18 protein-coding genes and 2 pseudogenes are annotated in these 21,123 nt (G+C 67.2%); 7 read left to right on the forward strand and 13 right to left on the reverse strand.

The genetic code is table 11. From position 1 onward, the window contains the following. Positions 1-209: 209 nt before the first annotated feature. The 8 genes and pseudogenes from DL899_RS17695 to DL899_RS17730 form a co-directional block, all read right to left on the reverse strand. Positions 210-485, reverse strand: a pseudogene (locus tag DL899_RS17695) (hypothetical protein); the annotation flags it as partial. 302 nt (positions 486-787) lie between these two features. Next, positions 788-1,183 (reverse strand): annotated as a pseudogene (locus DL899_RS19730) (VRR-NUC domain-containing protein); the annotation flags it as partial. Between the two features lie 77 nt (positions 1,184-1,260). Further along, a complete protein-coding gene (locus DL899_RS17705; protein WP_338049662.1) occupies positions 1,261-1,533 on the reverse strand; it encodes a helix-turn-helix domain-containing protein in 273 nt (90 codons plus the stop codon). Between the two features lie 90 nt (positions 1,534-1,623). Further along, on the reverse strand, positions 1,624-1,869 hold the full coding sequence (locus DL899_RS17710) for a MoaD/ThiS family protein (RefSeq protein ID WP_111735672.1): 246 nt from the start codon (positions 1,867-1,869) through the stop codon (positions 1,624-1,626). Between the two features lie 7 nt (positions 1,870-1,876). Continuing rightward, on the reverse strand, positions 1,877-4,126 hold the full coding sequence (locus tag DL899_RS17715; RefSeq protein ID WP_111735673.1) for a xanthine dehydrogenase family protein molybdopterin-binding subunit: 2,250 nt from the start codon (positions 4,124-4,126) through the stop codon (positions 1,877-1,879). Continuing rightward, positions 4,126-4,605: a (2Fe-2S)-binding protein gene (locus DL899_RS17720; RefSeq protein WP_111735674.1), complete on the reverse strand. Its 480-nt coding sequence runs from the start codon at positions 4,603-4,605 to the stop codon at positions 4,126-4,128. Before DL899_RS17720 ends, DL899_RS17715 begins: the two co-directional genes overlap by 1 nt. Continuing rightward, positions 4,602-5,468, reverse strand: a complete 867-nt coding sequence (locus tag DL899_RS17725; protein ID WP_111735675.1) for an FAD binding domain-containing protein — start codon at positions 5,466-5,468, stop codon at positions 4,602-4,604. Before DL899_RS17725 ends, DL899_RS17720 begins: the two co-directional genes overlap by 4 nt. Positions 5,469-5,574: 106 nt before the next feature. Next, on the reverse strand, positions 5,575-6,531 hold the full coding sequence (locus tag DL899_RS17730; protein ID WP_111735676.1) for a GlxA family transcriptional regulator: 957 nt from the start codon (positions 6,529-6,531) through the stop codon (positions 5,575-5,577). Between the two features lie 86 nt (positions 6,532-6,617). Between DL899_RS17730 and bcoG the strand changes: the two genes are divergently transcribed. The 6 genes from bcoG to DL899_RS17760 all read left to right on the forward strand — a co-directional run bounded on the left by bcoG (position 6,618) and on the right by DL899_RS17760 (position 14,795). Further along, entirely contained in the window at positions 6,618-7,532 is a 915-nt protein-coding gene (bcoG, locus tag DL899_RS17735) for a 3-dehydrocarnitine:acetyl-CoA trimethylamine transferase BcoG (protein ID WP_111735677.1), read from the forward strand. A gap of 37 nt (positions 7,533-7,569) precedes the next feature. Beyond that, positions 7,570-8,976 carry a carnitine 3-dehydrogenase gene (locus DL899_RS17740; RefSeq protein ID WP_111735678.1) on the forward strand — a complete coding sequence of 469 codons (1,407 nt, stop codon included), beginning with the start codon at positions 7,570-7,572 and terminating at the stop codon, positions 8,974-8,976. A 5-nt stretch (positions 8,977-8,981) separates the two neighbouring features. Continuing rightward, on the forward strand, positions 8,982-10,142 hold the full coding sequence (locus DL899_RS17745; protein ID WP_111735679.1) for an acyl-CoA dehydrogenase family protein: 1,161 nt from the start codon (positions 8,982-8,984) through the stop codon (positions 10,140-10,142). Between the two features lie 298 nt (positions 10,143-10,440). Beyond that, positions 10,441-12,618, forward strand: a complete 2,178-nt coding sequence (locus tag DL899_RS17750) for an acetate--CoA ligase family protein (protein WP_239494753.1) — start codon at positions 10,441-10,443, stop codon at positions 12,616-12,618. Continuing rightward, positions 12,518-13,264 carry a carnitinyl-CoA dehydratase gene (locus DL899_RS17755; protein WP_239494754.1) on the forward strand — a complete coding sequence of 249 codons (747 nt, stop codon included), beginning with the start codon at positions 12,518-12,520 and terminating at the stop codon, positions 13,262-13,264. The genes DL899_RS17750 and DL899_RS17755 overlap by 101 nt, the downstream gene beginning before the upstream one ends. A 103-nt stretch (positions 13,265-13,367) precedes the next feature. After that, positions 13,368-14,795, forward strand: coding sequence for a mannose-1-phosphate guanylyltransferase/mannose-6-phosphate isomerase (locus DL899_RS17760; RefSeq protein ID WP_111735681.1), 1,428 nt, complete (start codon positions 13,368-13,370; stop codon positions 14,793-14,795). Between the two features lie 42 nt (positions 14,796-14,837). Here DL899_RS17760 and rfbC read toward each other — a convergent pair whose 3' ends face one another. The 5 genes from rfbC to DL899_RS17785 all read right to left on the reverse strand — a co-directional run bounded on the left by rfbC (position 14,838) and on the right by DL899_RS17785 (position 18,725). Further along, positions 14,838-15,404, reverse strand: coding sequence for a dTDP-4-dehydrorhamnose 3,5-epimerase (gene rfbC, locus DL899_RS17765; protein WP_111735682.1), 567 nt, complete (start codon positions 15,402-15,404; stop codon positions 14,838-14,840). An 85-nt stretch (positions 15,405-15,489) separates the two neighbouring features. Next, positions 15,490-16,377 carry a helix-turn-helix transcriptional regulator gene (locus DL899_RS17770; RefSeq protein WP_111735683.1) on the reverse strand — a complete coding sequence of 296 codons (888 nt, stop codon included), beginning with the start codon at positions 16,375-16,377 and terminating at the stop codon, positions 15,490-15,492. Positions 16,378-16,423: 46 nt separating this feature from the next. Then, positions 16,424-17,242: an ABC transporter substrate-binding protein gene (locus DL899_RS17775; protein WP_111735684.1), complete on the reverse strand. Its 819-nt coding sequence runs from the start codon at positions 17,240-17,242 to the stop codon at positions 16,424-16,426. A gap of 27 nt (positions 17,243-17,269) precedes the next feature. Further along, complete coding sequence (locus tag DL899_RS17780) at positions 17,270-18,025, reverse strand: ATP-binding cassette domain-containing protein (RefSeq protein WP_111735685.1); 756 nt, start codon at positions 18,023-18,025, stop codon at positions 17,270-17,272. Further along, on the reverse strand, positions 18,018-18,725 hold the full coding sequence (locus DL899_RS17785) for an ABC transporter permease (RefSeq protein WP_111735686.1): 708 nt from the start codon (positions 18,723-18,725) through the stop codon (positions 18,018-18,020). The genes DL899_RS17780 and DL899_RS17785 overlap by 8 nt, the downstream gene beginning before the upstream one ends. 170 nt (positions 18,726-18,895) lie before the next feature. Here DL899_RS17785 and DL899_RS17790 point away from each other — a divergent pair, with 170 nt between their 5' ends. Then, positions 18,896-20,857, forward strand: a complete 1,962-nt coding sequence (locus DL899_RS17790) for a sensor histidine kinase (protein ID WP_111735688.1) — start codon at positions 18,896-18,898, stop codon at positions 20,855-20,857. The last annotated feature ends 266 nt before the right edge of the window (positions 20,858-21,123 follow it).

A 21,123-nucleotide genomic window follows, 5' to 3' on the forward strand; every position in this document is an offset into this window, starting at 1 on the left:
TGTGAAGGGTTCGCGCGGTGTCGCGCATCTCAGCTCCTGAACGGAGCACCCCTGGTACCACCAAAGAGTAACCTGTGGAAACGGAGTGTCAAGCGAGGGCCGGCGCAGAGAGAAATGCTCTTCCGCCCGCGCGTGAATGTCAGGTGCCAGAGCGGGCCCCTGCGCGGCCCGCGTTCGAATAAATTGGCGGAAATGGGATCCTTTCGCCTCTATTTTCGTTGAACCCACGGTCGCAGCTGCGGCATCGCCGCCGTCACCTTGACGTCCCGCAGCATGCTGCCCGCGATCAGCCCGTCGCGGATCCAGCCCAGCGCCTGCCACCAGTCCACGTAGGCGTGGCGGGCGGACGCGATGTGCTCCGGGTGCGGTCGCTAGGTGACGGGGCAGGCCAGCACCTCGACCGTGCGCCACCGGCCGCGCGCCAACACTCGTTCGGTGCCGACGACCACGGTGGTGGCCCGCTCGCCGTGCTGGTTTCGGCGGGTGTGATAGCCGGGCTCAGAGAGCATGAGGCCCAGATCAAGACCGCCGCCTGCGCAGAGGGACAGTCCGTGCCAGGGTCGAAACACCATGCCATTCACCGCACCCCCCGCATCCGAAGCCGTTCCGGCGTGACCAGCCCCCGCGCCAGCATGGCGTCGCACATGGTGTTGCTGATCATGGTGGCGGGCAGGAAGTCGTCGGAATTGACCATCCGGGCGTAGAAGGCCGCGAGTTCGTCGTCGCTGGGCCTGGGGCCCTCATCGCACTTGCCGCCGGGTCTTGCCGCTGCCGGTTGCCGAACCCTGGCGGCGCGCCGGACGGGGTCCTGCGGCACCACGCGCGTGGTCAGCCCGTGATCGGCCAGCGCGCCCAGCGCGTCGTAGAGCGAGCGCACCAGCGCCCAACCGAAGCCCTGCGCCAGCACCGCGTCGCGAAACGCCTCCTGCGCCGGGCTGAGTTTGCCCCTGGGCGCCTTCAGCTCCAGAAACAGCACGCGCCCGTCGCAGAGCACCATCAGGTCGGCAAAACCGGGATGGACGCCCATGCCGACGAGGTTCGCCTGGCGCCTGGCGCCGCGGGGCCCGGGCTCGGTCACCTCGTTGGCGCAGTGGTAGATGGCGGCCGTGCGAGGCAGAATGAGCCGCAACGCCTGCACCACTGCGCGCTGCAGGTCGGCCTCCGGTGTGCCGCGGCGTTTCATCGCTGCACCTCCGGGGCATCATCGTGATCGGAGTGCTGGGCGCGGCGATGGCGGGCCGGGCAGCGGGCCTCGAGCCATTAGAGGACGGTGGAGCGTCGATAGAGGATCTTTCGCCCGGCCTTCACGAAGGCAGGACCACGCCGGGCATCTGCCCAGCGCCGAAGCGTTTCCTCGCACACGCCGAGTTCGCGGGCGAGATCAGTGCGGCTGATCCAGCCCTGCAGGAGGGCTGCGGTGTTTGCGCCGGGGGACGCGGTGGTTGTGGTCTGTTCGCCTGACCAGATCGCGCGCCCGGCTGGCTCTTCGGCAAGAGCGGCTCGATTGCTGCCCTCGCCCTGTCCGCAAACCAATGCTCACCTGCCATTGCTCTGCCCTTGTGATGCTTTCACCAACAGACACAAAGACCCTGCCGCCGGTCTAACCGTCTCGTCCGGGCCGGGCTACCCTCCGCGCAGCCGCGCCAGCAACACGACCTCGCTGTCGGGCGAAATCGGTGTGAACCAGCTGTCATTATAGACCTTGCCGTCAATGGCGACCGACACGCCGCGTTCCAGCTGCGGGCGCAGGGCGGGGTATTCCCTTGCCAGCCCATCGAGCAGTTCCCGCAGCGTGCCGGCGTCGATTTCGACCTCGGCACGGTCGTCGGTCGCGGATTGCAGCGAGCCCCAGATCCGCACCTTGACCATGACCAGCCTATTTCGTCTGCATCGCGCCGAGCACCTTGGGCGGCGACATCGGCAGGTCGGTCATCCGCACCCCGGCCGCGGCGGAAACCGCGTTGGCGACTGCCGCCAGTGGCGGCACGATGGATGTCTCGCCCACGCCGCGCACCCCGTAGGGGTGGCCCGGGTTGGGAATTTCCAGGATCACCGTGTCGATCATCGGCAGGTCCGAGGCGACCGGGATACGGTAGTCGAGGAAACCGGGGTTCTGCAGAACCCCGTCATCGCCATAGATGTATTCCTCGTTCAGTGCCCAGCCGATGCCCTGCGCCGCGCCGCCCTGAAACTGGCCTTCGACATAGGACGGATGCACCGCCTTGCCCGCATCCTGGAACACGGTGTAGCGCAGCACCTTGGTCGCACCGGTCTCGGGGTCGACCTCGACATCGACCATGTGGGTGGCAAAGCTGACGCCCGCGCCCTCGGCGTTGACCTCGAAATGCCCCGCAATCGGGCCTCCGGTATTGGGGGCGATGGCGGCGATCTCGGCCAGGGTCATCGGGTCGTGCTTGCCGGCGTTGGGGCCGGCGGGATGAACGGCGCCGTCCTTCCAGACGACCGCCTCTTCGTCGATGCCCCACAGTTTCGCCACCCGGCGGCACATCTCGCGCTTGGCGGCGCGGGCGGCTTCGATGGTGGCAAGCCCGACGGCAAAGGTCACCCGGCTGCCATCGGTCACTTCGTTGAGCCCCAGAGACGCCGTATCGGCAATGACCGTGCGCACCTGTTCGTAGGGAATGCCCAGCTCCTCGGCTGCCATCATCGACATGGACGCCCGGCTGCCGCCGATATCGGGGTTGCCCTCGGTCACGTTGACGGTGCCGTCAGAGGCGATGTTCAGCGACACGCAGGTGTTGCCGCCGAAGTTGAACCAGAACCCGCAGGCCACGCCGCGGCCCTGGTTTTCGCCCAACGGCGCGGCCCAGTGCGGGTGAGTGTGGGCGGTGCGCAGCGTCGCCTCAAGCCCGATGGCGGGATAGGTCGCGCCATAGGCAGAGCGGGTGCCCTCGCGCGCGGCGTTCTTCAGCCGCACCTCAAGCGGGTCGAGCCCGAAATCCCGGGACAATTCGTCGATGGCGCTTTCCACCGCGAAGGCTGCCATCGGCGCGCCGGGGGCGCGATAGGCCGCCGACTTGGGCCGGTTGGTGACCACGTCCCAGCCAATGGTGCGGACATGTTCCAGGTCATAGGGCGCGAATGCCGACATCGACCCCAGTGCCACCGGCGAGCCGGGATAGGCGCCGCCCTGATAGCGCAGCTCGGCAAAGCCTGCGGTGATGCGGCCGTCCTTGGTCATGCCGATCGCCACGTCGATCGAACTTGACGCCGTCGGCCCGGTCGCGCGCAGTACCTCTTGCCGGCTCATCACCATCTTGACCGGGCGGCCGGCCTTTCGCGCCAGCGCCAGCGCCACGGGTTCCAGGAAAACGGTGGTCTTGCCGCCGAAACCGCCGCCGATTTCCGAGGCGGTCACGCGTAGCTGCCCCTGCCTGAGCCCGAGGATGGCGGCGCAGGTATCGCGCACCATGTACTGGCCCTGGGTGCAGCACCACAGGTCGGCCTGCCCGTCCGGCCCCATCTGCGCCAGGCAGGCATGGGGTTCGATATAGCCCTGGTGCGTGGCGGCGGTGCAATAGGTCCGTCGCACCACGCGGTCGGCCTTTTCCAGCCCGGCCTCGACATCGCCACGCCCAAAGGAATAGCGCGCCATGACATTGGGCGACATGCCCTCGGGCACCGATTCATCGGCGCGCCCTTCGTGCAGCGCCGGCGCGTCGGGGGCGAATGCCTCGTCCACGTCGATCACATGCGGCAGCACCTCGTATTCGACCTTTATGAGACTGAGCGCCTGGCGCGCCACCGCCGCCGATGTGGCCGCCACCGCCGCCACCGCGTGCCCGTCATACAGCGCCTTTGCCCCGGCCATGCAGTTGTCGCGGATGTCCGCCAGCATGGGGTCGAGGTCGAGATCGGGGAAATCGGCCCGGGTGACGACCGCGTGCACGCCATCCAGCGCCTGGGCCGCCGAAGTGTCGAGCGAGACAATGCGCGCATGGGCGTGGGGGCTGCGCAGCACCCGGCCCACCAGCATTCCCGGTGCGCTCATGTCAGCGCCGAAACGGGCTCGTCCGGTCACCTTGTCGATGCCATCGGGGCGCGCGACGCGGGTGCCGACGACCTTGAATTCCATCTTGGTGTCTTCTTTCGTGTTCAGAGCCATCACGATGCCTCCCGCATTTCCGCGGCCGTCTCCAGAACGGCGCGGATGATCTTGTCATAGCCGGTGCAGCGGCACAGGTTGCCGGCCAGCCAGTAACGCACCTCTTCCTCGGTGGGGTCGGGGTTGCGTTCCAGCAGCGATTTCGCCGCCACCAGGATGCCGGGCGTGCAGATGCCGCATTGCAGCGCCGCCATGTCGATGAACCTGCGTTGCAGCGGGTGCAGCTTTTCGCCGTCGGCCATGCCCTCGATTGTCTCGACCTCGCGGCCCTCGGCCTCGGCGCCCAGCATCAGGCAGGAACAGACCAGCCGGCCATCGACGGTGACCGAACAGGCGCCGCAATCGCCGGTGCCGCAGCCCTCTTTTGCGCCGGTCAGACCCAGCCGGTCGCGCAGCACGTCGAGCAGCGTCTCGTCCGCCTCGCACAGGAATTCCTGTGCGTCGCCATTGACGGTAGTGGTGACGTGTATCTTGCTCATTCCGGCGTTCCTCCTGCGCGCTTGTAGGCGATGAGTGCCGCCCGGCGGGCCAGAACCCCGGCGACATGGGTGCGGAAATGTTCGGTACCGCGCTTGTCCGTGATCGGCTGCGCGGCGGCGGAACAGATGGTGGCCAACTGCTGCAGCGCCCCTTCGCGCAGATGCGAGCCCACCAGCATGCGGGCCGCCTCGGGCACCAGCATGACCGTCGGGCCGACCGCGCCCAGCGCCACCCTTGCATGGGTGATCGCGCCCGCCTCGTCCAACGTCAGCGAAACGCCGCAGCCGGCGACGGCGATGTCCATCTCGGTCCGGGGGATAAAACGCAGATAGGCGTCACCCGACCGTTCCGGCCGCGAAGGCAGATAGATCGAGGCGACCAGTTCGCCCGGCGTGAGCGAAGTTTTGCCGGGGCCGACGGGAATTTCCTCGACCGGCACATCGCGGATGCCCTCGGGGCCGACAATTCGCGCCAGCGCCCCGGCTGCGACCATTGCCGGCACGCTGTCGGCCGCGGGCGAGGCGTTGCACAGGTTGCCCGCCATCGTCGCGCGCCCCTGCACCTGGGTTGATCCGATCAGCCCGGCCGCCTCGACCACGCCGGGCCACGCGGCGACCAGCCCTGCATGTTCGCCCATCTCGGCGCCGCAGACGGCCGCGCCGATGCGCCAGCCGCCATCCTCTTTGGTAATGGTGCGCAGGCTTTCGATGCGTTTGATATCGACCACGGCATCGGGGTGGGCCATGTCGGAATGCATGCGAACCAGCAGATCGGTACCACCGTTAAGCACCCGGCAATCGCCGGATGCGCCGGCAAGGATGTCGACCGCGGCGTCAAGCGTCGTGGGGGCGTGATAATGCATGGCTTTTTTCCCTGTCATGTCGTCGACCGCACAGTTTCCCCGCGCGGTGAGACTCGGCTTGTCAGGGCGAGTATCCGGGAAAATCCGCGCCGCCGCAAACGCTTCGTTACCCTGCTGCCGTCCCCTCCTTGCGGCGCAGCGCGGTGGGCGCGGCGCCATAGGTGCGCCGGACCGCGCGCGCCAGCGCAGCGGGGCTGTCATAGCCACAGCGCAAGGCGATTTCAGCCACCGACAGCGCGCTTTCCTCGATCAGTTTCCGCGCCGTTGCCAGCCGCAGGTGGCGATAAACCGTGCCGGGTGCGGCACCCAGCCGCACCCGGAAATGCCGGTCCAGCGTGCGCGGCTGGCACGACAGGCGCCGCGCCAGCGCGGCCAGCGGCAGCGGGCGTTCAACCGTCTCGCGCATCATCGCCAGCGCCCGGCGCACCAGCGGGTCGGCGACCGGATCGTGCGTGCCCTCGGGCGGGTCGTCGCGGATGAACAGCGCCTCGACATCCAGCCGCGCCGACAGACCCAGATTTTCCGCAATCAGGTCAAGCGTCAGGTCCAGCGCCGACAGCGCGCCGGCGCAAGTCAGCAACTGTCCGTCACGCACAACCCGCGCGCGGATGGCCTCGACATCCAGAAACCGCTCGGCAAAGGCGTCCAGCACATCCCAATGCACCGTCGCACGCCGCCCCCCCAACAGCCCCGCCGCCGCCAACAGCCAGGGCCCGGTATCGAACCCGACCGTGACCCGCGTGCGGCGCACCGCGGCCCGCAGCAGGCGCCGGTTGGCCGGGGTGTCGTGGCGCTGATGCTCATAACTTGCCAGCACGAACAGGTAATCCGCAGGCCCCGCCTGTCCCAGCGCCGTCGCCGCCAGCACGTCGATCCCGCTGGAGGATCGGACCGTGCCCCCGTCAACGGTGACGATCTGCCAGTCAAAGGCGCGCGTGGCGCTCAGCGTGTTGGCCGCGCGCAGCGGCTCGATGCAGTTGGCCAGGCACAGGTTCGAGAACCGGTCAAAGACCAGCACCGATATGCGCACAGGCTCGGCAGGGGTTTTTGTCCATTTCGGCATGATGAATGTCCATTAAAGCAAGATTTCCCCAAGCACCAGCGCGATACGATCCGTTTCGATGCAGCTTTGAAAACAGGAGGCCGGCCATGCCACTTGCGATGAACAAAGAGGTTTTCATCACCTGCGCCGTCACCGGCTCGGGCGCCACCCAGGACCGCAGCCCGCACGTACCGCGCAGCCCCAAGCAGATCGCCGACAACGCCATCGCCGCCGCAAAGGCCGGCGCCGCCATCGTGCACTGCCATGTGCGCGACCCGGAAACCGGCGCACCATCGCGCGACCCGGCGATGTTCCGCGAAGTGACCGAGCGCATCCGCGACGCCGACACCGACGTGGTGCTGAACCTGACCGCCGGGATGGGCGGCGACATGACCTTTGGTGACCCCGAGCACCCGCTGCCGGTGAACGAGGCCGGCACTGATATGGCCGGTGCGACCGAACGCGTGGCCCATGTCGCCGAATGCCTGCCCGAGATCTGCACCCTCGACTGCGGCACGATGAACTTTGCCGAGGCCGACTATGTCATGACCAACACCCCCGGCATGTTGCAGGCGATGGGCCGGATGATGACCGAATTGGGCGTCAAGCCCGAGATCGAAGCCTTCGACACCGGCCACCTTTGGTACGCCAGGCAACTGGTCACGGACGGCATCCTGGAATCACCGGCGCTGGTGCAGTTGTGCATGGGCGTGCCCTGGGGGGCGCCGGACGACCTGAACACCTTGATGGCGATGGTCAACAACATCCCCGACGACTGGACCTTTTCCGCCTTTTCGCTGGGCCGCAACCAGATGGCCTATGTCGCGGCGGCAGTTCTGGCCGGGGGCAACGTGCGCGTCGGGCTCGAGGATAACCTGATGCTGGATCGTGGCGTGCTGGCCGAGAACTGGCAACTGGTGGAACGCGCGCGCGAGATCGTCGAGCGAATGGGCGCCCGCGTCATCGGCCCCGAAGAGGTGCGCCAGCGCCTTAGCCTGGTCAAGCGGGCCCCGCGCGGGTGACCACCCGGATCGGCGGCCAAGGGGAGGGGCTGACGAAATGACAAGAACAGCAGCAATCATCGGCGGCGGCGTGATCGGCGGCGGCTGGGCCGCACGGTTCCTGCTCAATGGCTGGGACGTGCGGGTTTTCGACCCCGACCCCGAGGCCGAGCGCAAGATCGGCGAGGTGCTGACCAATGCCCGCGCCGCGCTGCCGATGCTTTATGACTGCGCCCTGCCGCCCGAGGGAAGGCTGAGCTTTCACCCCTCCATCGCCGAGGCGGTGACCGGCGCGGACTGGGTGCAGGAAAGCGTGTCCGAACGGCTCGACCTCAAGCACAGGGTGATCGCCGAGATCCAGACAGCCGCGCCGGATGCGCTGATCGGCTCTTCCACCTCGGGCTTCAAGCCGTCGCAACTGCAAGAGGGCGCCGCGGACCCCTCTCGCATCATGGTGACGCATCCCTTCAACCCGGTTTACCTGCTGCCGCTGATCGAACTCGTTCCCTCGCCCGCCACCGCCGAGGACGCGGTCGAGACGGCACAGGAACATCTGCGCGCCATCGGCCTCTACCCGTTGCGGGTGCGCAAGGAAATCGACGCCCATATCGCCGACCGCTTTCTCGAAGCCGTCTGGCGCGAGGCGCTGTGGCTGGTAAAGGACGGCATCGCCACCACCGAAGAGATCGACAACGCCATCCGCTATGGCTTTGGCCTGCGCTGGGGGCAGATGGGCCTGTTCGAGACCTACCGTGTCGCCGGGGGCGAGGCCGGGATGCGCCATTTCATCGCCCAGTTTGGCCCCGCTCTGGCCTGGCCCTGGACGCGGCTGATGGACGTGCCGGACCTGACTGACGAGCTGATCGAAACCATCGCCGCGCAATCCGACGCCCAGTCGGGGCATCTGAGCATCACCGAACTGGAACGCAAACGCGATCGCAACCTCATCGCCATGATGCGCGCGCTCAAGCAGCAGGACACCGCCGCCGGCTGGCTGGTTCTGGAACACCAGGCCCGGTTGGCCACCCTGCCCGCCGCCGAAAACCCCATGATCACCCAGCGCCGGGTGGTGCCCATCGACTGGACCGACCTCAACGGGCATATGAACGAGGGCCGCTATGGGCAGGTCTTCTCGGACGCGGCAGAGGTGGTCATGGCCCATGTCGGCGCCGACGCCGACTATGTCGCGCGTGGCATGAGCTATTTCACCGTCGAGAGTTCGATCAGGTACCTCGCCGAAACCCATGCCGGCGAACGGGTCGAGGTTCAGACCCGCGTGACCGAGGGCCAGGGCAAGAAGCTGCGCTGTTTCCATCGGATGATCCGCGCCGAGGACGGCACCGAACTGGCCAACTGCGACCAGCTGATGCTGCATGTCAGCCTGAAAACCCGCCGCACCTGCGAACCCCCGGCTGAAGTGGCGCAAAAGGTCGCCGCCCTGGCCGCCCTGCACGCCGAGGAGTAGGCGCGATGCAATTCGGACTGACCGACGAACAGGAAATGATCGTCTCGACCGTGCGCAGCTTTGTCGAGAACGAGGTATACCCGCACGAAACGGAAGTGGAGCGCACCGGCACCGCCCCCCGCGAGATGGCCGAAGAGATCAGGCGGAAGACGATCGAGCTGGGCTTTTACGCCTGCAACTTCCCCGAAGAGGTGGGCGGCGCGGGGCTCAGCCATCTTGAATTCGCCCTGGTCGAACGCGAACTGGGGCGCGGCTCGATGGCGCTGACGCATTTCTTCGGCCGCCCGCAGAACATCCTGATGGCCTGCGAGGGCGAACAGCGCGAACGCTACCTGCTGCCGGCGGTGCGCGGCGAACGCCTGGACGCGCTGGCGATGACCGAACCCGATGCCGGGTCGGACGTGCGCGGGATGAAATGCTTTGCCCGCCGCGACGGCGGCGACTGGGTGGTGAACGGCACCAAGCATTTCATCTCGGGCGCCGATCACGCCGATTTCGTGATCGTCTTCATCGCCACTGGCGAGGACCAGACGCCGAAGGGCCCCAAGAAGCGCATCACCGCCTTCCTGGTCGACCGGGGCGCGCCGGGGTTTACCATCCGGCCCGGCTATCGGTCGGTCAGCCACCGCGGCTATGCCAACATGATCCTGGAGTTCGACGACTGCCGCCTGCCTGATGCCCAGGTCCTGGGCGAGGTCGATGGCGGTTTTGCGGTGATGAACGAATGGCTCTACGCCACCCGCATCACCGTCGCGACGATGGCCGTCGGCCGCGCCCGGCGCTGTTTCGATCTGGCCCTGGCCCAGGCCGCCGAGCGCCGGCAGTTCGGCCAGTCCATCGGGCGTTTCCAGGGCGTGAGTTTCCAGATCGCCGACATGATCACCGAGATCGACGCCGCCGACTGGCTGACACTGTCTGCCGCATGGCGGCTGGATCAGGGCCTGCCCGCCAACCGCGAGATCGCCTCAGCCAAGCTCTATGCCAGCGAGATGCTGGCGCGTGTGACCGACGCCACGCTGCAGATCTTCGGCGGCATGGGGCTGATGGACGACCTGCCGATCGAGCGTTTCTGGCGCGATGCGCGGGTGGAACGGATATGGGACGGCACGTCGGAGATCCAGCGCCACATCATCGGCCGCGAACTGCTGCGGCCGCTGGGGGCGTAATGTCGACCCTGGCCGCCCGGTCCCGACCGCATATCCTGGGGGCTCCGCCCCCAAACCCCCGAGGTATTTCTGCCCAGATGAAACACCCCCCGTCCACACGGGACGAGGGGCTTCACCTGGCGCGGTCATCGGCTCCTCAGCCTGTACCGCGCGGCCAGCCTGCCACCGCAAGGTTAACGCCTCGTTACTTCATCTGGCCGCAAATACCTCGGGGTGAATTGGCCCCGGATCTGCTCCGGGGCCAAGAGGGGCAGCGCCCCTTTCTGCCAGCGGTCATCCTCAACCAGGGGGCAAATAGATGACGCACGATCTTGGCCGCCTCCTGCGACCGCGTTCCATTGCAGTGATCGGCGGCGGGGCTTGGTGCACCAGCGTGATCGAACAATGCCGCAAGATGGGCTTTGACGGACCTGTCTGGCCGGTGCATCCCTCACGCCCCGAACTGGGCGGCGTCCCCGCCTGCCAGCGGCTGGAGGACCTGCCCGACACCCCCGACGCCGCCTTTGTCGGGATCAACCGCCACGCCACCATCGAGGCGGTGGGCAAACTGGCCGCGATGGGCGGGGGCGGGGCGGTCTGTTTCGCCTCAGGCTTTCGCGAGGTGCAGGCGGAAACCGGCGATGGCGATGCCCTGCAGGCGGCACTGCTGGCGGCGGCGGGGAACATGCCGATCATCGGCCCCAACTGCTATGGCTTCATCAACTATCTCGACGGCGCTCTGTTATGGCCCGATCAGCACGGCGGACAGCGGGTCGGGCGGGGCGTCGCGATCCTGACGCAAAGCTCCAACATCGCCATAAACCTGACCATGCAGGCGCGCGGGCTGCCGCTGGCCTATGTCGCCACCGCCGGCAACGGCGCCCAGACCGGGCTGGCCGAGATCGGGCAGGCACTGATTGACGATCCGCGTGTCACCGCGCTGGGGTTGCATATCGAAGGCGTGGGCGATTTGCGCGCCTTCGAGGCGCTTGCGAACGCCGCGCGCGCGCTGGGCAAGCCGGTGACCGCGCTCAAGGCCGGGCGTTCGGACCTGGCGCAGGCGGCGACGCTCAGCCACACCGCCTCTCTCGCCGGCAGCGAGGCGGGCGCGCGGGCGCTGCTGCGCCGCCTCGGCATCGCGCAGGTGGACAGCCTGACCACCCTGTTGGAAACGCTGAAGCTCTTGCACCTTGCCGGCCCCCTGCCATCCAACCGGATCGCCGCGATGGCCTGTTCGGGGGGCGAGGCCAGCCTCGTCGCAGATGCCGCGACCGGGCATGACGTGGTCTTTCTGCCGCTCGACGCGGATCAGCGGGACGCGCTGCGCCAAGCGCTTGGGTCGAAGGTGGCGCTGGCCAATCCGCTGGACTATCACACCTATGTCTGGAACGACGTGCCTGCGATGGCCGACACCTTTGCCGCGATGCTGGCGGGCGATATCGGGATGGGGCTATTGATCGTCGACTTCCCCCGTACCGACCGCTGCGACCCCGCCGCCTGGGATTGCGCGATCGAGGCCGCCGCCCTTGCCCGCGCCCGCACGGGCACGCCGCTGGCGTTGGTCGCCACCCTGCCCGAGACGATGCCAGAGGCGGTGACCGAACGGATCGCCGGCAACGGACTGGTGCCGCTGTGCGGCCTTGACGACGCGCTGGCGGCGGTCGCGGCAGCGGCCACGCTGGGGGCGGCAGGCACGGCCCCGGCTCCGCTGCTGCTGCCCGGCGCGCCCCGCGACCTCGCCGCACTCAGCGAGGTCGATGCCAAGGCCGCGTTGGCCGCGCACGGGCTGGCGGTGCCGGCCTCGGCGCTGGCCCAAACGGCAGAAGAGGCCGCGCAGGCGGCCGGGGCGTTGGGCTTTCCGGTCGTGCTCAAGGGGTCCGGCGCGGCGCACAAGACCGAGGCGGGGTTGGTGGCGCTGAACCTTGCGGATGCGGATGCGGTGCGGGTCGCGGCCCAAAGGATGGCCAGCCCGCACTATCTGGTCGAACGCATGATCGGCGATGGGCTGGCCGAGCTGCTGATCGGTGTGCGCCGCGACCCTGCGCATGGCTTCGTTCTGACGCTCGCCGCCGGTGGCGTGCTGACCGAGATTCTGCGCGACAGTGCCTCGCTGATCCTGCCAGTGACAGAGGCCGAAATCAGCGCCGCGCTGGACGGCCTGCGCATCGCGCCGATGCTGCACGGCTATCGCGGGCGCCCGCCGGCCGACCGGGACGCCATCCTGCGGGCAGTGATGGCGCTGCAGGAATATGTTACGACCCATGCCCAGCGCCTCGACGAGGCCGAGATTAACCCGCTCATCTGCACGCCGACCCAGGCGGTGGCCGCGGATGCGCTCATCAGGATCGGAGACGCCCATGACCGACACCCCTGTTCGCACCGAACGCCGTGGCGCGGTGCTGGAAGTCACGCTCGACCGGCCCAGGGCCAACGCCATCGACGCCGCCACCAGCCGCAAGATGGGCGAGGTCTTTCGCAATTTCCGCGACGACCCTGAACTGTGCGTGGCGATCATTACCGGGGCGGGCGACAAGTTCTTTTGCCCCGGCTGGGACCTGAAGGCCGCCGCCGATGGCGAAGGGGCAGACAGCGACTATGGCGCCGGCGGTTTCGGCGGGTTGCAGGAATTGCGGGCGATGAACAAGCCGGTGATTGCGGCGGTCAACGGCATCTGCTGCGGCGGCGGTTTCGAATGGGCGCTGTCGGCCGACATCATCCTGGCCGCCGAACACGCAACATTCGCCCTGCCGGAAATCCGTTCGGGCACGGTGGCCGATGCCGCCTCGGTCAAGCTGCCCAAGCGCATCCCCTATCATATCGCGATGGAAATGCTGCTGACCGGCCGCTGGCTGGACGCCGAGGAAGGCGCGCGCTGGGGGTTCGTCAACCAGATCCATCCCGCCGACCGGCTGATGGACGAGGCGCGCGCGCTGGCCGATCACCTGGCCGATGGCCCGCCGCTGGTCTATGCCGCGATCAAGGAGATCGTGCGCGAGGCCGAAGCAATGACCTTTCAGGATGCGATGAACCGGATCACCAGGCGGCAATTTCCGACGGTGGACATTCTTTACGATTCCGAGGATCAGCTCGAAGGCGCGCGCGCCTTTGCCGAAAAGCGCGACCCGGTCTGGAAGGGGCGGTGACAGCACGCGGGCGCCCGCCGCTGTTGCATTCGCGGGGCAAATCGGGAAGAAACCCTGAAAGCCGGGGCACAGTGCCCCGAGGCACCCACAAGGTCGGAAACGTATGATGAAGATCACGCCTTTGCTCTTGTGCGGCGGGTCAGGCACCCGATTGTGGCCGCTGTCGCGCCAGAGCTATCCCAAGCAATTCGTTCCGCTTCTGGGCGAGGGCACGCTTTTCCAGGCCACCGTGGCGCGGCTGTCCGGTGACGCCTTCGCGCGGCCGCTGGTGATCACCAACGCCGCCTTCCGCTTTATCGTGGCCGAGCAGATGGCCGAGGTCGGCGCCGACCCCCGCGCCATAATGATCGAACCCGAAGGCCGGAACACCGCCCCCGCCATACTGGCCGCCGCGCTGTGGTTGGAGGCCAACGACCCGGACGCGCTGATGCTGGTGGCCCCGTCCGATCATGTCGTGCCCGATGCCGAGGCATTTCGCGCTGCCGTCATGGCCGGCGGGCCGGCGGCACGCGAGGGGCGGCTGGTGACATTCGGCATCACCCCGGACCGGCCCGAGACGGGGTATGGCTACCTGGAACTCGATACCATGCCCGGGGATGGCGCGCCCGAACCCGTCGCGCTGCGTCGTTTCGTCGAAAAGCCCGACCGCGCCACCGCCGAGACGATGCTCGCCTCTGGCCGTTATTTGTGGAATGCGGGCATCTTCCTGTTCTCGGTGAAGACGATCCTCGAGGCATTCAAGACCCACCAGCCCGACATGATCGCGCCGGTGCGCGCGGCGCTGGACGCGGGCGAGGCCGACCTGGGCTTTCTGCGCCTTGCGCCCGAACCCTGGGCCGAGGCCGACGATACCTCGATCGACTATGCGGTAATGGAAAAGGCCGACAACCTGTCGGTCGTGCCCTATTCCGACGGCTGGTCGGACCTGGGCGGATGGGATGCGGTCTGGCGCGCGGGCGAACGCGACGCGCGCGGTGTCGGGCTGTCGGGGCACGCCACCGCCATCGACTGCGACGACACGCTGCTGCGATCAGAAGATGACGCGCTGGAGGTAGTGGGCATTGGACTGAAGGACATCATCACCGTGGCCATGCCCGACGCGGTACTGGTCGCCGATGCCAGCCGCGCGCAGGACGTCAAGCAGGCGGTGGCGGCGCTGAAACGCAAGAAGGCCAAGCAGGCGACCGAGTTCCGCAAGGACCACCGCCCCTGGGGCTGGTTCGAGTCGCTGGTCGCGGGCGAGCGTTTCCAGGTCAAGCGCATCCATGTGCATCCCGGCGGCGCGCTGTCACTGCAATCCCACCACCATCGGGCCGAGCATTGGGTCGTGGTCCAGGGCACGGCGCGCGTGACCATCGGTGACGAGGTCAAGCTGGTGGCGGAAAACGAGTCCGTCTATATCCCGCTGGGCACGGTGCACCGGCTGGAAAACCCCGGCAAGCTGCCCATTGTCCTGATAGAGGTTCAGACCGGCAGCTACCTGGGAGAAGATGACATCATCCGCTACGAAGACGTCTATTCGCGCGATTAGGGGCGCGGGATTGCTGCGTCCCGCATCCCGCATCCGGCCGGTTTATCGTCCCTGCCAGGTAAACGGGCTGTCGAAATCGCGCAGCAGGGGTGCGGTGCGGTCCTTGTCCGACAGCACAGCCTGGTCTGCGGCAATGCCCCAGTCGACCCCGATATCGGGGTCGTCGAACCGCACCGCGCCGTCACATTCGGACGCGTAATAATCGCTGCATTTATAGATGATCTCGGTATCAGGCTCGCGGGTGACAAAACCGTGCAGGAACCCCTCGGGCACCAGCAGTTGCCGGCCGTTGTCAAAGCTCAACTCCACCCCCACCCAGCGGCCAAAGGTTGGGCTGCCCTTGCGGATATCCACCGCCACATCGAACAGCCGCCCGCGCCCGCAGCGCACCAGCTTGGCCTGGGCGTGCGGCGGGGCCTGGAAATGCAGCCCGCGCACGGTGCCGACGCGACTGGAAAAGGAATGGTTGTCCTGAACGAAATCAATCTCGATCCCGTGTTCGGCCATGCGCCGGCGGTTCCAGCTTTCGCTGAAGAAGCCGCGCGCATCGCCGTGGCGCACCGGCGTCAGGATCAAAACGCCATCGAGTTCCGTTTTCTCGACCTGCATGAAAGCCCCCGCGATTGTCCGGCCCAGCACTTAGCAGGGGCACCCGCTGCTGTCACGCGCACACAAATCGCACTGACCGCACCGCTCAGGCGTTCCACAGCACCTTGCCCACCCCGGTCACATCGTAGCCGCCATAGGTCTCGGCACGTTCATGAAACGCGGGCGTCCCAAGAAAGGCCACCAGCGCCTGCATCGGCGGGTCGAACCATGCCTTGCGGTCAGCCAGCAGGGCGAATTCCTCTTCGATCACCGGCACGAAATCCAAGCCGAACCGGCGCGCAACGGCCTCCAGCCCGAATGTTGCATCGGCGCTGGCGTGGCGCACGGTTTCGGCGGACTCGTCCTCGGTCCTCGCGGCCTCGGTAAAGCTGACCGACGACAGCTCCAGCCCGTCCTGCGCGGCAAGCGCCTCGAACAGTCCCACCGTGCCCGATGCCGGCTGGCGCGGGGTCACGCGCAGCCCGGCCAGGTCGGCCAGCCGTTCGGGACGCGGCCCATCGGGGCGCAGCACCAGCCCGCGACGGCGCCGGGCAAAGGCCACCAGAACCGCATCATGATCGGCGGCGGCCTGGGTGACGGCGGGCACATTCCAGCCCCCCGAAGCGGGGTCATAGACATGCAGGCCGGTCGCCACACCACCGCGTTCGGCAAACCGCGTCAGCCCGTCAAGCGAGCCGTCGAAATAGCTGGCCAAGCCACAGCGCGAGGCGCGGATCGCCCAATCCAGCAGGGGGTCATGGCTGCCCAGCACAATGGGCGGGCGCGCGCCGCCACCGGGCTGTCCGCCAGAGCGCGCGCGCTCGATCCAGGCGCGCACCTCTGCTGCGGGGAACAGCAACTTGCCGGTGGCCCGCGAACACGGCAATTCGCCCGATGCGGCAAGGTCATAGACCTTACGCTGCTTGACCCGCAAAAGGTCTGCCAGTTCGGGGACGGTCAGGAATTCATGCGCGGGTGTCTTGAGATTGCTCATCGGGCCTTGGTGTCGGCGCGGCGGAATTGCCGCGCCGATCACCTTATCACTGCGCCGGTGCGTTGGGGAAGAACAGCTGTTGATCGTCCACCTTGTAGGCCGCGATCGCCGCCTGCCCATCCGCCGACAGCAGCCAGTCGGCAAAGGTCTGCGCCGCCTCGACATTTACGCTGGGGCATTTTTCCGGGTTCACCGGGATCACGCCGTACTGGTTGAACATCTCGGTGTCGCCCTCGACCGCGATGACGTAATCCTGCTTGTTGGCAAAGCTGATCCAGGTCGCCCGGTCAGTCATCACGTAGGCGCCCATGCCGATCCCGGCGTTAAGCGTGGCGCCCATGCCCGACCCGGTTTCACGGTACCATTCGCCCGACCCTTGGGTCGTGTCGATGCCGGCGGCCTTCCACAATGCGCGTTCCTTCTTGTGGGTGCCGGAGTCGTCGCCGCGCGAAGCAAACAGCGCACCCGCCTCGGCGATCTTGGTCAGCGCCGCCTTGGCGTCGGACATGCCCGCCACGCCAGCCGGGTCGGATGCCGGGCCGACGATGATGAAGTCGTTGTACATCAGATCGGTGCGCGAGGTGCCGAACCCGTCGGCGACAAATTTCTCTTCGGCCGGCTTGGCATGGACCAGCAGAACATCGCCGTCGCAGTTGCGGGCGTTCTTGATCGCCTGGCCAGTGCCGACGGCAACCACGTTGACGGTGATACCGCTCTCGTCCTTGAAGATCGGCAGCAGATAGTCATAGAGGCCCGAATTCGCGGTCGAGGTGGTCGACTGCACGATGATCGAGCTGTCCTGCGCGGCCGCCGGCCCAGCCAGGCAGAGCGCCGCGATGGCGGCCTTGAACATCTTGTTCAGCATGAAAGTTCTCCATTCTTGTTGATCAGGTCAGAAGACGAGTTTTCCGGTCAGATAGTCCCGTGCGGCCTGGCTTTGCGGGATCGGGAAAAAGGTGGTGGCGGGCGCGGCTTCGACCACCCGTCCCCGGTTGAGAAACACGACATCGTCAGCAAGGCGCTTTGCCTGCCCGACATCGTGGGTCACAAGGATGACGCGCATTCCGCGGTCACGGGCCTGGCCCACGATGGTTTCGATGGCATGTGCCGACGCCGGGTCGAGGCTGGCAGTCGGTTCATCCAGGAACAGCACCTCGGGGTCGATGGCCAGTGCCCGCGCCAGCGCCAGCCGCTGGGCCTCGCCCCCCGACAGGCGGCGCGCGGGGTGGTCGGCCTTGTGCGCCAGTCCGACATGGTCGAGCAGGGCATGCACGCGGCTGCGGTCCAGCCCCCGCGTGCGCACCACGAAATCGAGATTGGCCGCCACGGTGCGTCGCAGCAGAACCGGTTTCTGAAACACCATCGCTTGCCGCGCGATCACCGCGCCGGGCCGCTGCCCGGCCCACGATATGCGCCCGGAGGTGGGCTCGATCAGCCCGTGCAGGAGCTTGAGCAGCAGGCTCTTGCCCACGCCGTTGGGGCCCATGATCGCGGTGCAGCCCTCTGCGCCAAGCTCCAGGTCGATGCCGTTCAGCACCACCGTGTCGCCGAACCCCAGCACAAGGTCACGCACTTCGAGCGGCATCAGCGGGCAGGCTACCGGGCGCGCGCCCTGGCGTACCAGCGGGATGGCGCGAACGTCAGACATAGGCCAGCCTTGCGCCCGTCTGCCGCAGCAGATGCACCGCCGCGTTGACGCCCAGCGCGATGGCCAGCAGGACGATCCCCAGCGCCAGAGCCAGCGCCAGTTCGCCCTTGGATGTCTCCAGCGCGATGGCGGTGGTCATAACCCGTGTCAGATGGTCGATGTTGCCACCGACGATGATCACCGCGCCGACCTCTGCCACCGCGCGGCCAAAGCCCGCCAACGCCACGGTCATCAGCGAATACCGCGCATCCCATAACAGCGCCCCGACCATGTGGCGCCGCGACAGCGCCAGCGAACGGAACTGTTCGGCGTATTCGCCGTTCAGATCCTCCAGCACCTGTCGCGACAGCGCCGCCACGATCGGCGCGATCAGGATCGTCTGCGCCACGATCATCGCCGTCGGCGTGTAGAGCAGCCCGAGAAACCCCAGCGGCCCCGCGCGCGAGAAATGCAGGTAGACCAGCAGCCCGACGACAACCGGCGGCAGCCCCATCAGCGCGTTCATCACCACCAGCACCAGACCACGACCACGGAAACGGCTGATCGCCACCAGCGCCCCCACCGGCAGGCCGATGAGGCAGGCCACGGCCATCGCGCTCAGGCTGACGCGCAGCGACAGGGCGACGATCTCGTAAAGATCGCCGTCGCCCGACATCACCAGTGCGAACGCCAGCGAAAGGGCCTGTCCGATGTCTTGCATGATTTCCCCAGTTCCGGAAATTTTGCAAGAAAACGCTAAACCGAGCACAGCCATGTGGCAAGGCCCGTCTTTGCCTTTGCCTTTTGATGCCCCGCCCGATTGACGCCGGCACGCCCGCGTCGGATGCTCGGATTTACCTGCTGCGCACAGCACTGGGGGCCCTTGCGGAAATGCGATCCGTCCGGCTGCGATTACTGATCCTAGCCCTGACGCCGCTGATGGTGCTGATGCCACTGTTGCTGGCGCTTGTCGTCAGCCGCTGGTCGGCCAGCTATGACGCGCTGCTGATCACCAATGTCGAAAGCGATCTGCGCATCGCCGAGCAGTACCTGGCCCGGATCCTCGACACCACCGGCAAGGATGTCGAAGCGCTTGCCAACTCGGTTGCCTTTGCCCGCGCGGCGGGCAGTGACGACGCGGGTTTTGCCGCCTACCTGGAAGAGCGGCGCGCAGGGATGGGCCTTGATTTCCTGCGCTATCTGCCCCCTGACCAACTGCACGAGGCCGCCGCGCGCTGGCCGGTGATCGCCACCGCCCGGCAGGGGCAGGGCGCGACGCATATCGACATCTTCGACAACGACGACCTGGCCGCGATTTCGCCCGCGCTGGCTGAACGCGCCCGGCTGCCGCTGATTGAGACCCGCGCCGCCGTGCCCACGGACCGCACGACCGAGGATCGCGGCATGGTCATCCAGACGGCGACATCCAGCCCCGCAGCGGACCGCCCCGGCGTGTTGGCCGGTGGTATCCTGCTGAACCGCAACCTCGATTTCATCGACACGATCAATGCGCTGGTCTATCGCGAGGACGGCGGCAAAACGCCGCGCCACGGAACCGCCACCCTGTTCCTGGAAGATGTGCGCATCTCGACCAATGTGCGCCTGTTTCAGGGCGCGCGGGCGCTGGGCACGCGGGTGTCGGCCACAGTTCGCGCCGCCGTACTAGGCGAGGGGCGGACATGGCTCGACAGCGCGTTCGTGGTCAACGACTGGTACATCTCGGCCTACATTCCGTTGACCGACAGTTTCGGCCAGCGCGTCGGCATGCTCTATGTCGGGTTCCTCGAGGCACCCTTTCGCGCGGTCAGGCGGTCGGCCTACGTGCTGGGCTACGGCTCTCTCGCCCTGGTGCTGGCAATCACCGTGCCGCCGTTCCTGCGGCTTGCGGGGGGTATCTTTTCCCCGCTGGAACGCATGACGCGGACCATGCGGCGCATCGAGGCCGGCGACCTGGACGCGCGTATCGGCACCGTTTCCTCGCGTGACGAAATCGGCGCAGTGGCCGCGCACCTGGATGAATTGCTCGACCAGGTGCAGGAACGCGACCGCGCGCTGCGCGCCTGGGCGGACGAGTTGAACGAGCGGGTCGTGGAACGCACAGCCGAGCTGCGCGAGGCGAACGCCAAGCTCGAAACCACCTATCAGCAGCTGGTGATGTCGGAAAAGTTGGCCTCGATCGGAGAGATCACCGCCGGGGTGGCGCATGAGATCAACAACCCCGTGGCCGTCATACAGGGCAACATGGACGTCATCCGCGAAACCCTGGGCGACACAGCAGCGCCGATCATGACCGAGCTGGACCTTGTCGACCGCCAGATCGGGCGCATTAACACAATCGTCGGCAAACGGCTGCAATTCGCGCGGCCGGTCGAATTCGGCACCTTCGCCGAAGATGTCGATATCGCCGGGGTGCTCGATGATTGTCTCGTACTGGTCAACCACGTCATCGCCCGAGGCAAGATCGAGGTCGAGATCGACCATGCGGGCGCCCCGCCGGTGCGCGTGAACCCCGGCGAGTTGCAGCAGGTCATCATCAACCTGGTGGTCAACGCGGTACAGGCAATGGGCGGTCAGGGGCGGCTGTCGATCCGTACCACCGCCGCGCTGCACGATGGCCAGCCCGGCGCGGCGCTGAGCGTGGCTGACACCGGGCCGGGCATCGCGCCCGAGCGGCTGAATACCGTCTTCGACCCGTTCTACACCACCAAGCCGGGCGAAGGCACCGGGCTGGGGCTGTCGGTCAGCCAGACGTTGATGCGTCAGGCAGGCGGCCTGATCACGGTTCGCAACAGGCCCGAGGGCGGGGCAGAATTCACCGTCTGGTTGCCTGCGGGGGGCGATGACGACGGGTGAGCGGGACCTGCCGAAGCGCGCGCATGTCCATTCCCGCGCCGGGCCTGACCCGGGGCCTTTCCTGCCCGCCGAGGCCCCGGGTCAGGCCCGGGCCGCGTGTTTCCCATTGAACCCGGCCGGCCCTATACGCCCCGGACTTGGCTTTGTTGCACAAATTGGCTGAGGGATTCACTGTTTGAATCCAGCGTGATAGCTGGCTGTCATGAGCAGTTGGTCACCTACGAAGTACAAGACCAGGAACTGGCCTTCGTACAACACGGCGCTGA

The sequence above is a fragment of the Roseovarius amoyensis genome (genome assembly GCF_003260265.1).
GTDB lineage: Bacteria > Pseudomonadota > Alphaproteobacteria > Rhodobacterales > Rhodobacteraceae > Roseovarius > Roseovarius amoyensis.

What these genes read in the sequence shown, in the direction of transcription:
- DL899_RS17710 (WP_111735672.1), bottom strand. Translation starts at nt 1,869, where the DNA reads ATGGTCAAGGTGCGGATCTGGGGCTCGCTGCAATCCGCGACCGACGAC.
- DL899_RS17785 (WP_111735686.1), bottom strand. Translation starts at nt 18,725, where the DNA reads ATGCAAGACATCGGACAGGCCCTTTCGCTGGCGTTCGCACTGGTGATG.
- DL899_RS17790 (WP_111735688.1), top strand. Translation starts at nt 18,896, where the DNA reads ATGCGATCCGTCCGGCTGCGATTACTGATCCTAGCCCTGACGCCGCTG.
- DL899_RS17780 (WP_111735685.1), bottom strand. Translation starts at nt 18,025, where the DNA reads ATGTCTGACGTTCGCGCCATCCCGCTGGTACGCCAGGGCGCGCGCCCG.
- DL899_RS17720 (WP_111735674.1), bottom strand. Translation starts at nt 4,605, where the DNA reads ATGAGCAAGATACACGTCACCACTACCGTCAATGGCGACGCACAGGAA.
- DL899_RS17745 (WP_111735679.1), top strand. Translation starts at nt 8,982, where the DNA reads ATGCAATTCGGACTGACCGACGAACAGGAAATGATCGTCTCGACCGTG.
- rfbC (WP_111735682.1), bottom strand. Translation starts at nt 15,404, where the DNA reads ATGCAGGTCGAGAAAACGGAACTCGATGGCGTTTTGATCCTGACGCCG.
- DL899_RS17775 (WP_111735684.1), bottom strand. Translation starts at nt 17,242, where the DNA reads ATGCTGAACAAGATGTTCAAGGCCGCCATCGCGGCGCTCTGCCTGGCT.
- DL899_RS17730 (WP_111735676.1), bottom strand. Translation starts at nt 6,531, where the DNA reads ATGCCGAAATGGACAAAAACCCCTGCCGAGCCTGTGCGCATATCGGTG.
- DL899_RS17750 (WP_239494753.1), top strand. Translation starts at nt 10,441, where the DNA reads ATGACGCACGATCTTGGCCGCCTCCTGCGACCGCGTTCCATTGCAGTG.
- DL899_RS17740 (WP_111735678.1), top strand. Translation starts at nt 7,570, where the DNA reads ATGACAAGAACAGCAGCAATCATCGGCGGCGGCGTGATCGGCGGCGGC.
- DL899_RS17760 (WP_111735681.1), top strand. Translation starts at nt 13,368, where the DNA reads ATGATGAAGATCACGCCTTTGCTCTTGTGCGGCGGGTCAGGCACCCGA.
- DL899_RS17725 (WP_111735675.1), bottom strand. Translation starts at nt 5,468, where the DNA reads ATGCATTATCACGCCCCCACGACGCTTGACGCCGCGGTCGACATCCTT.
- DL899_RS17770 (WP_111735683.1), bottom strand. Translation starts at nt 16,377, where the DNA reads ATGAGCAATCTCAAGACACCCGCGCATGAATTCCTGACCGTCCCCGAA.
- bcoG (WP_111735677.1), top strand. Translation starts at nt 6,618, where the DNA reads ATGCCACTTGCGATGAACAAAGAGGTTTTCATCACCTGCGCCGTCACC.
- DL899_RS17715 (WP_111735673.1), bottom strand. Translation starts at nt 4,126, where the DNA reads ATGGCTCTGAACACGAAAGAAGACACCAAGATGGAATTCAAGGTCGTC.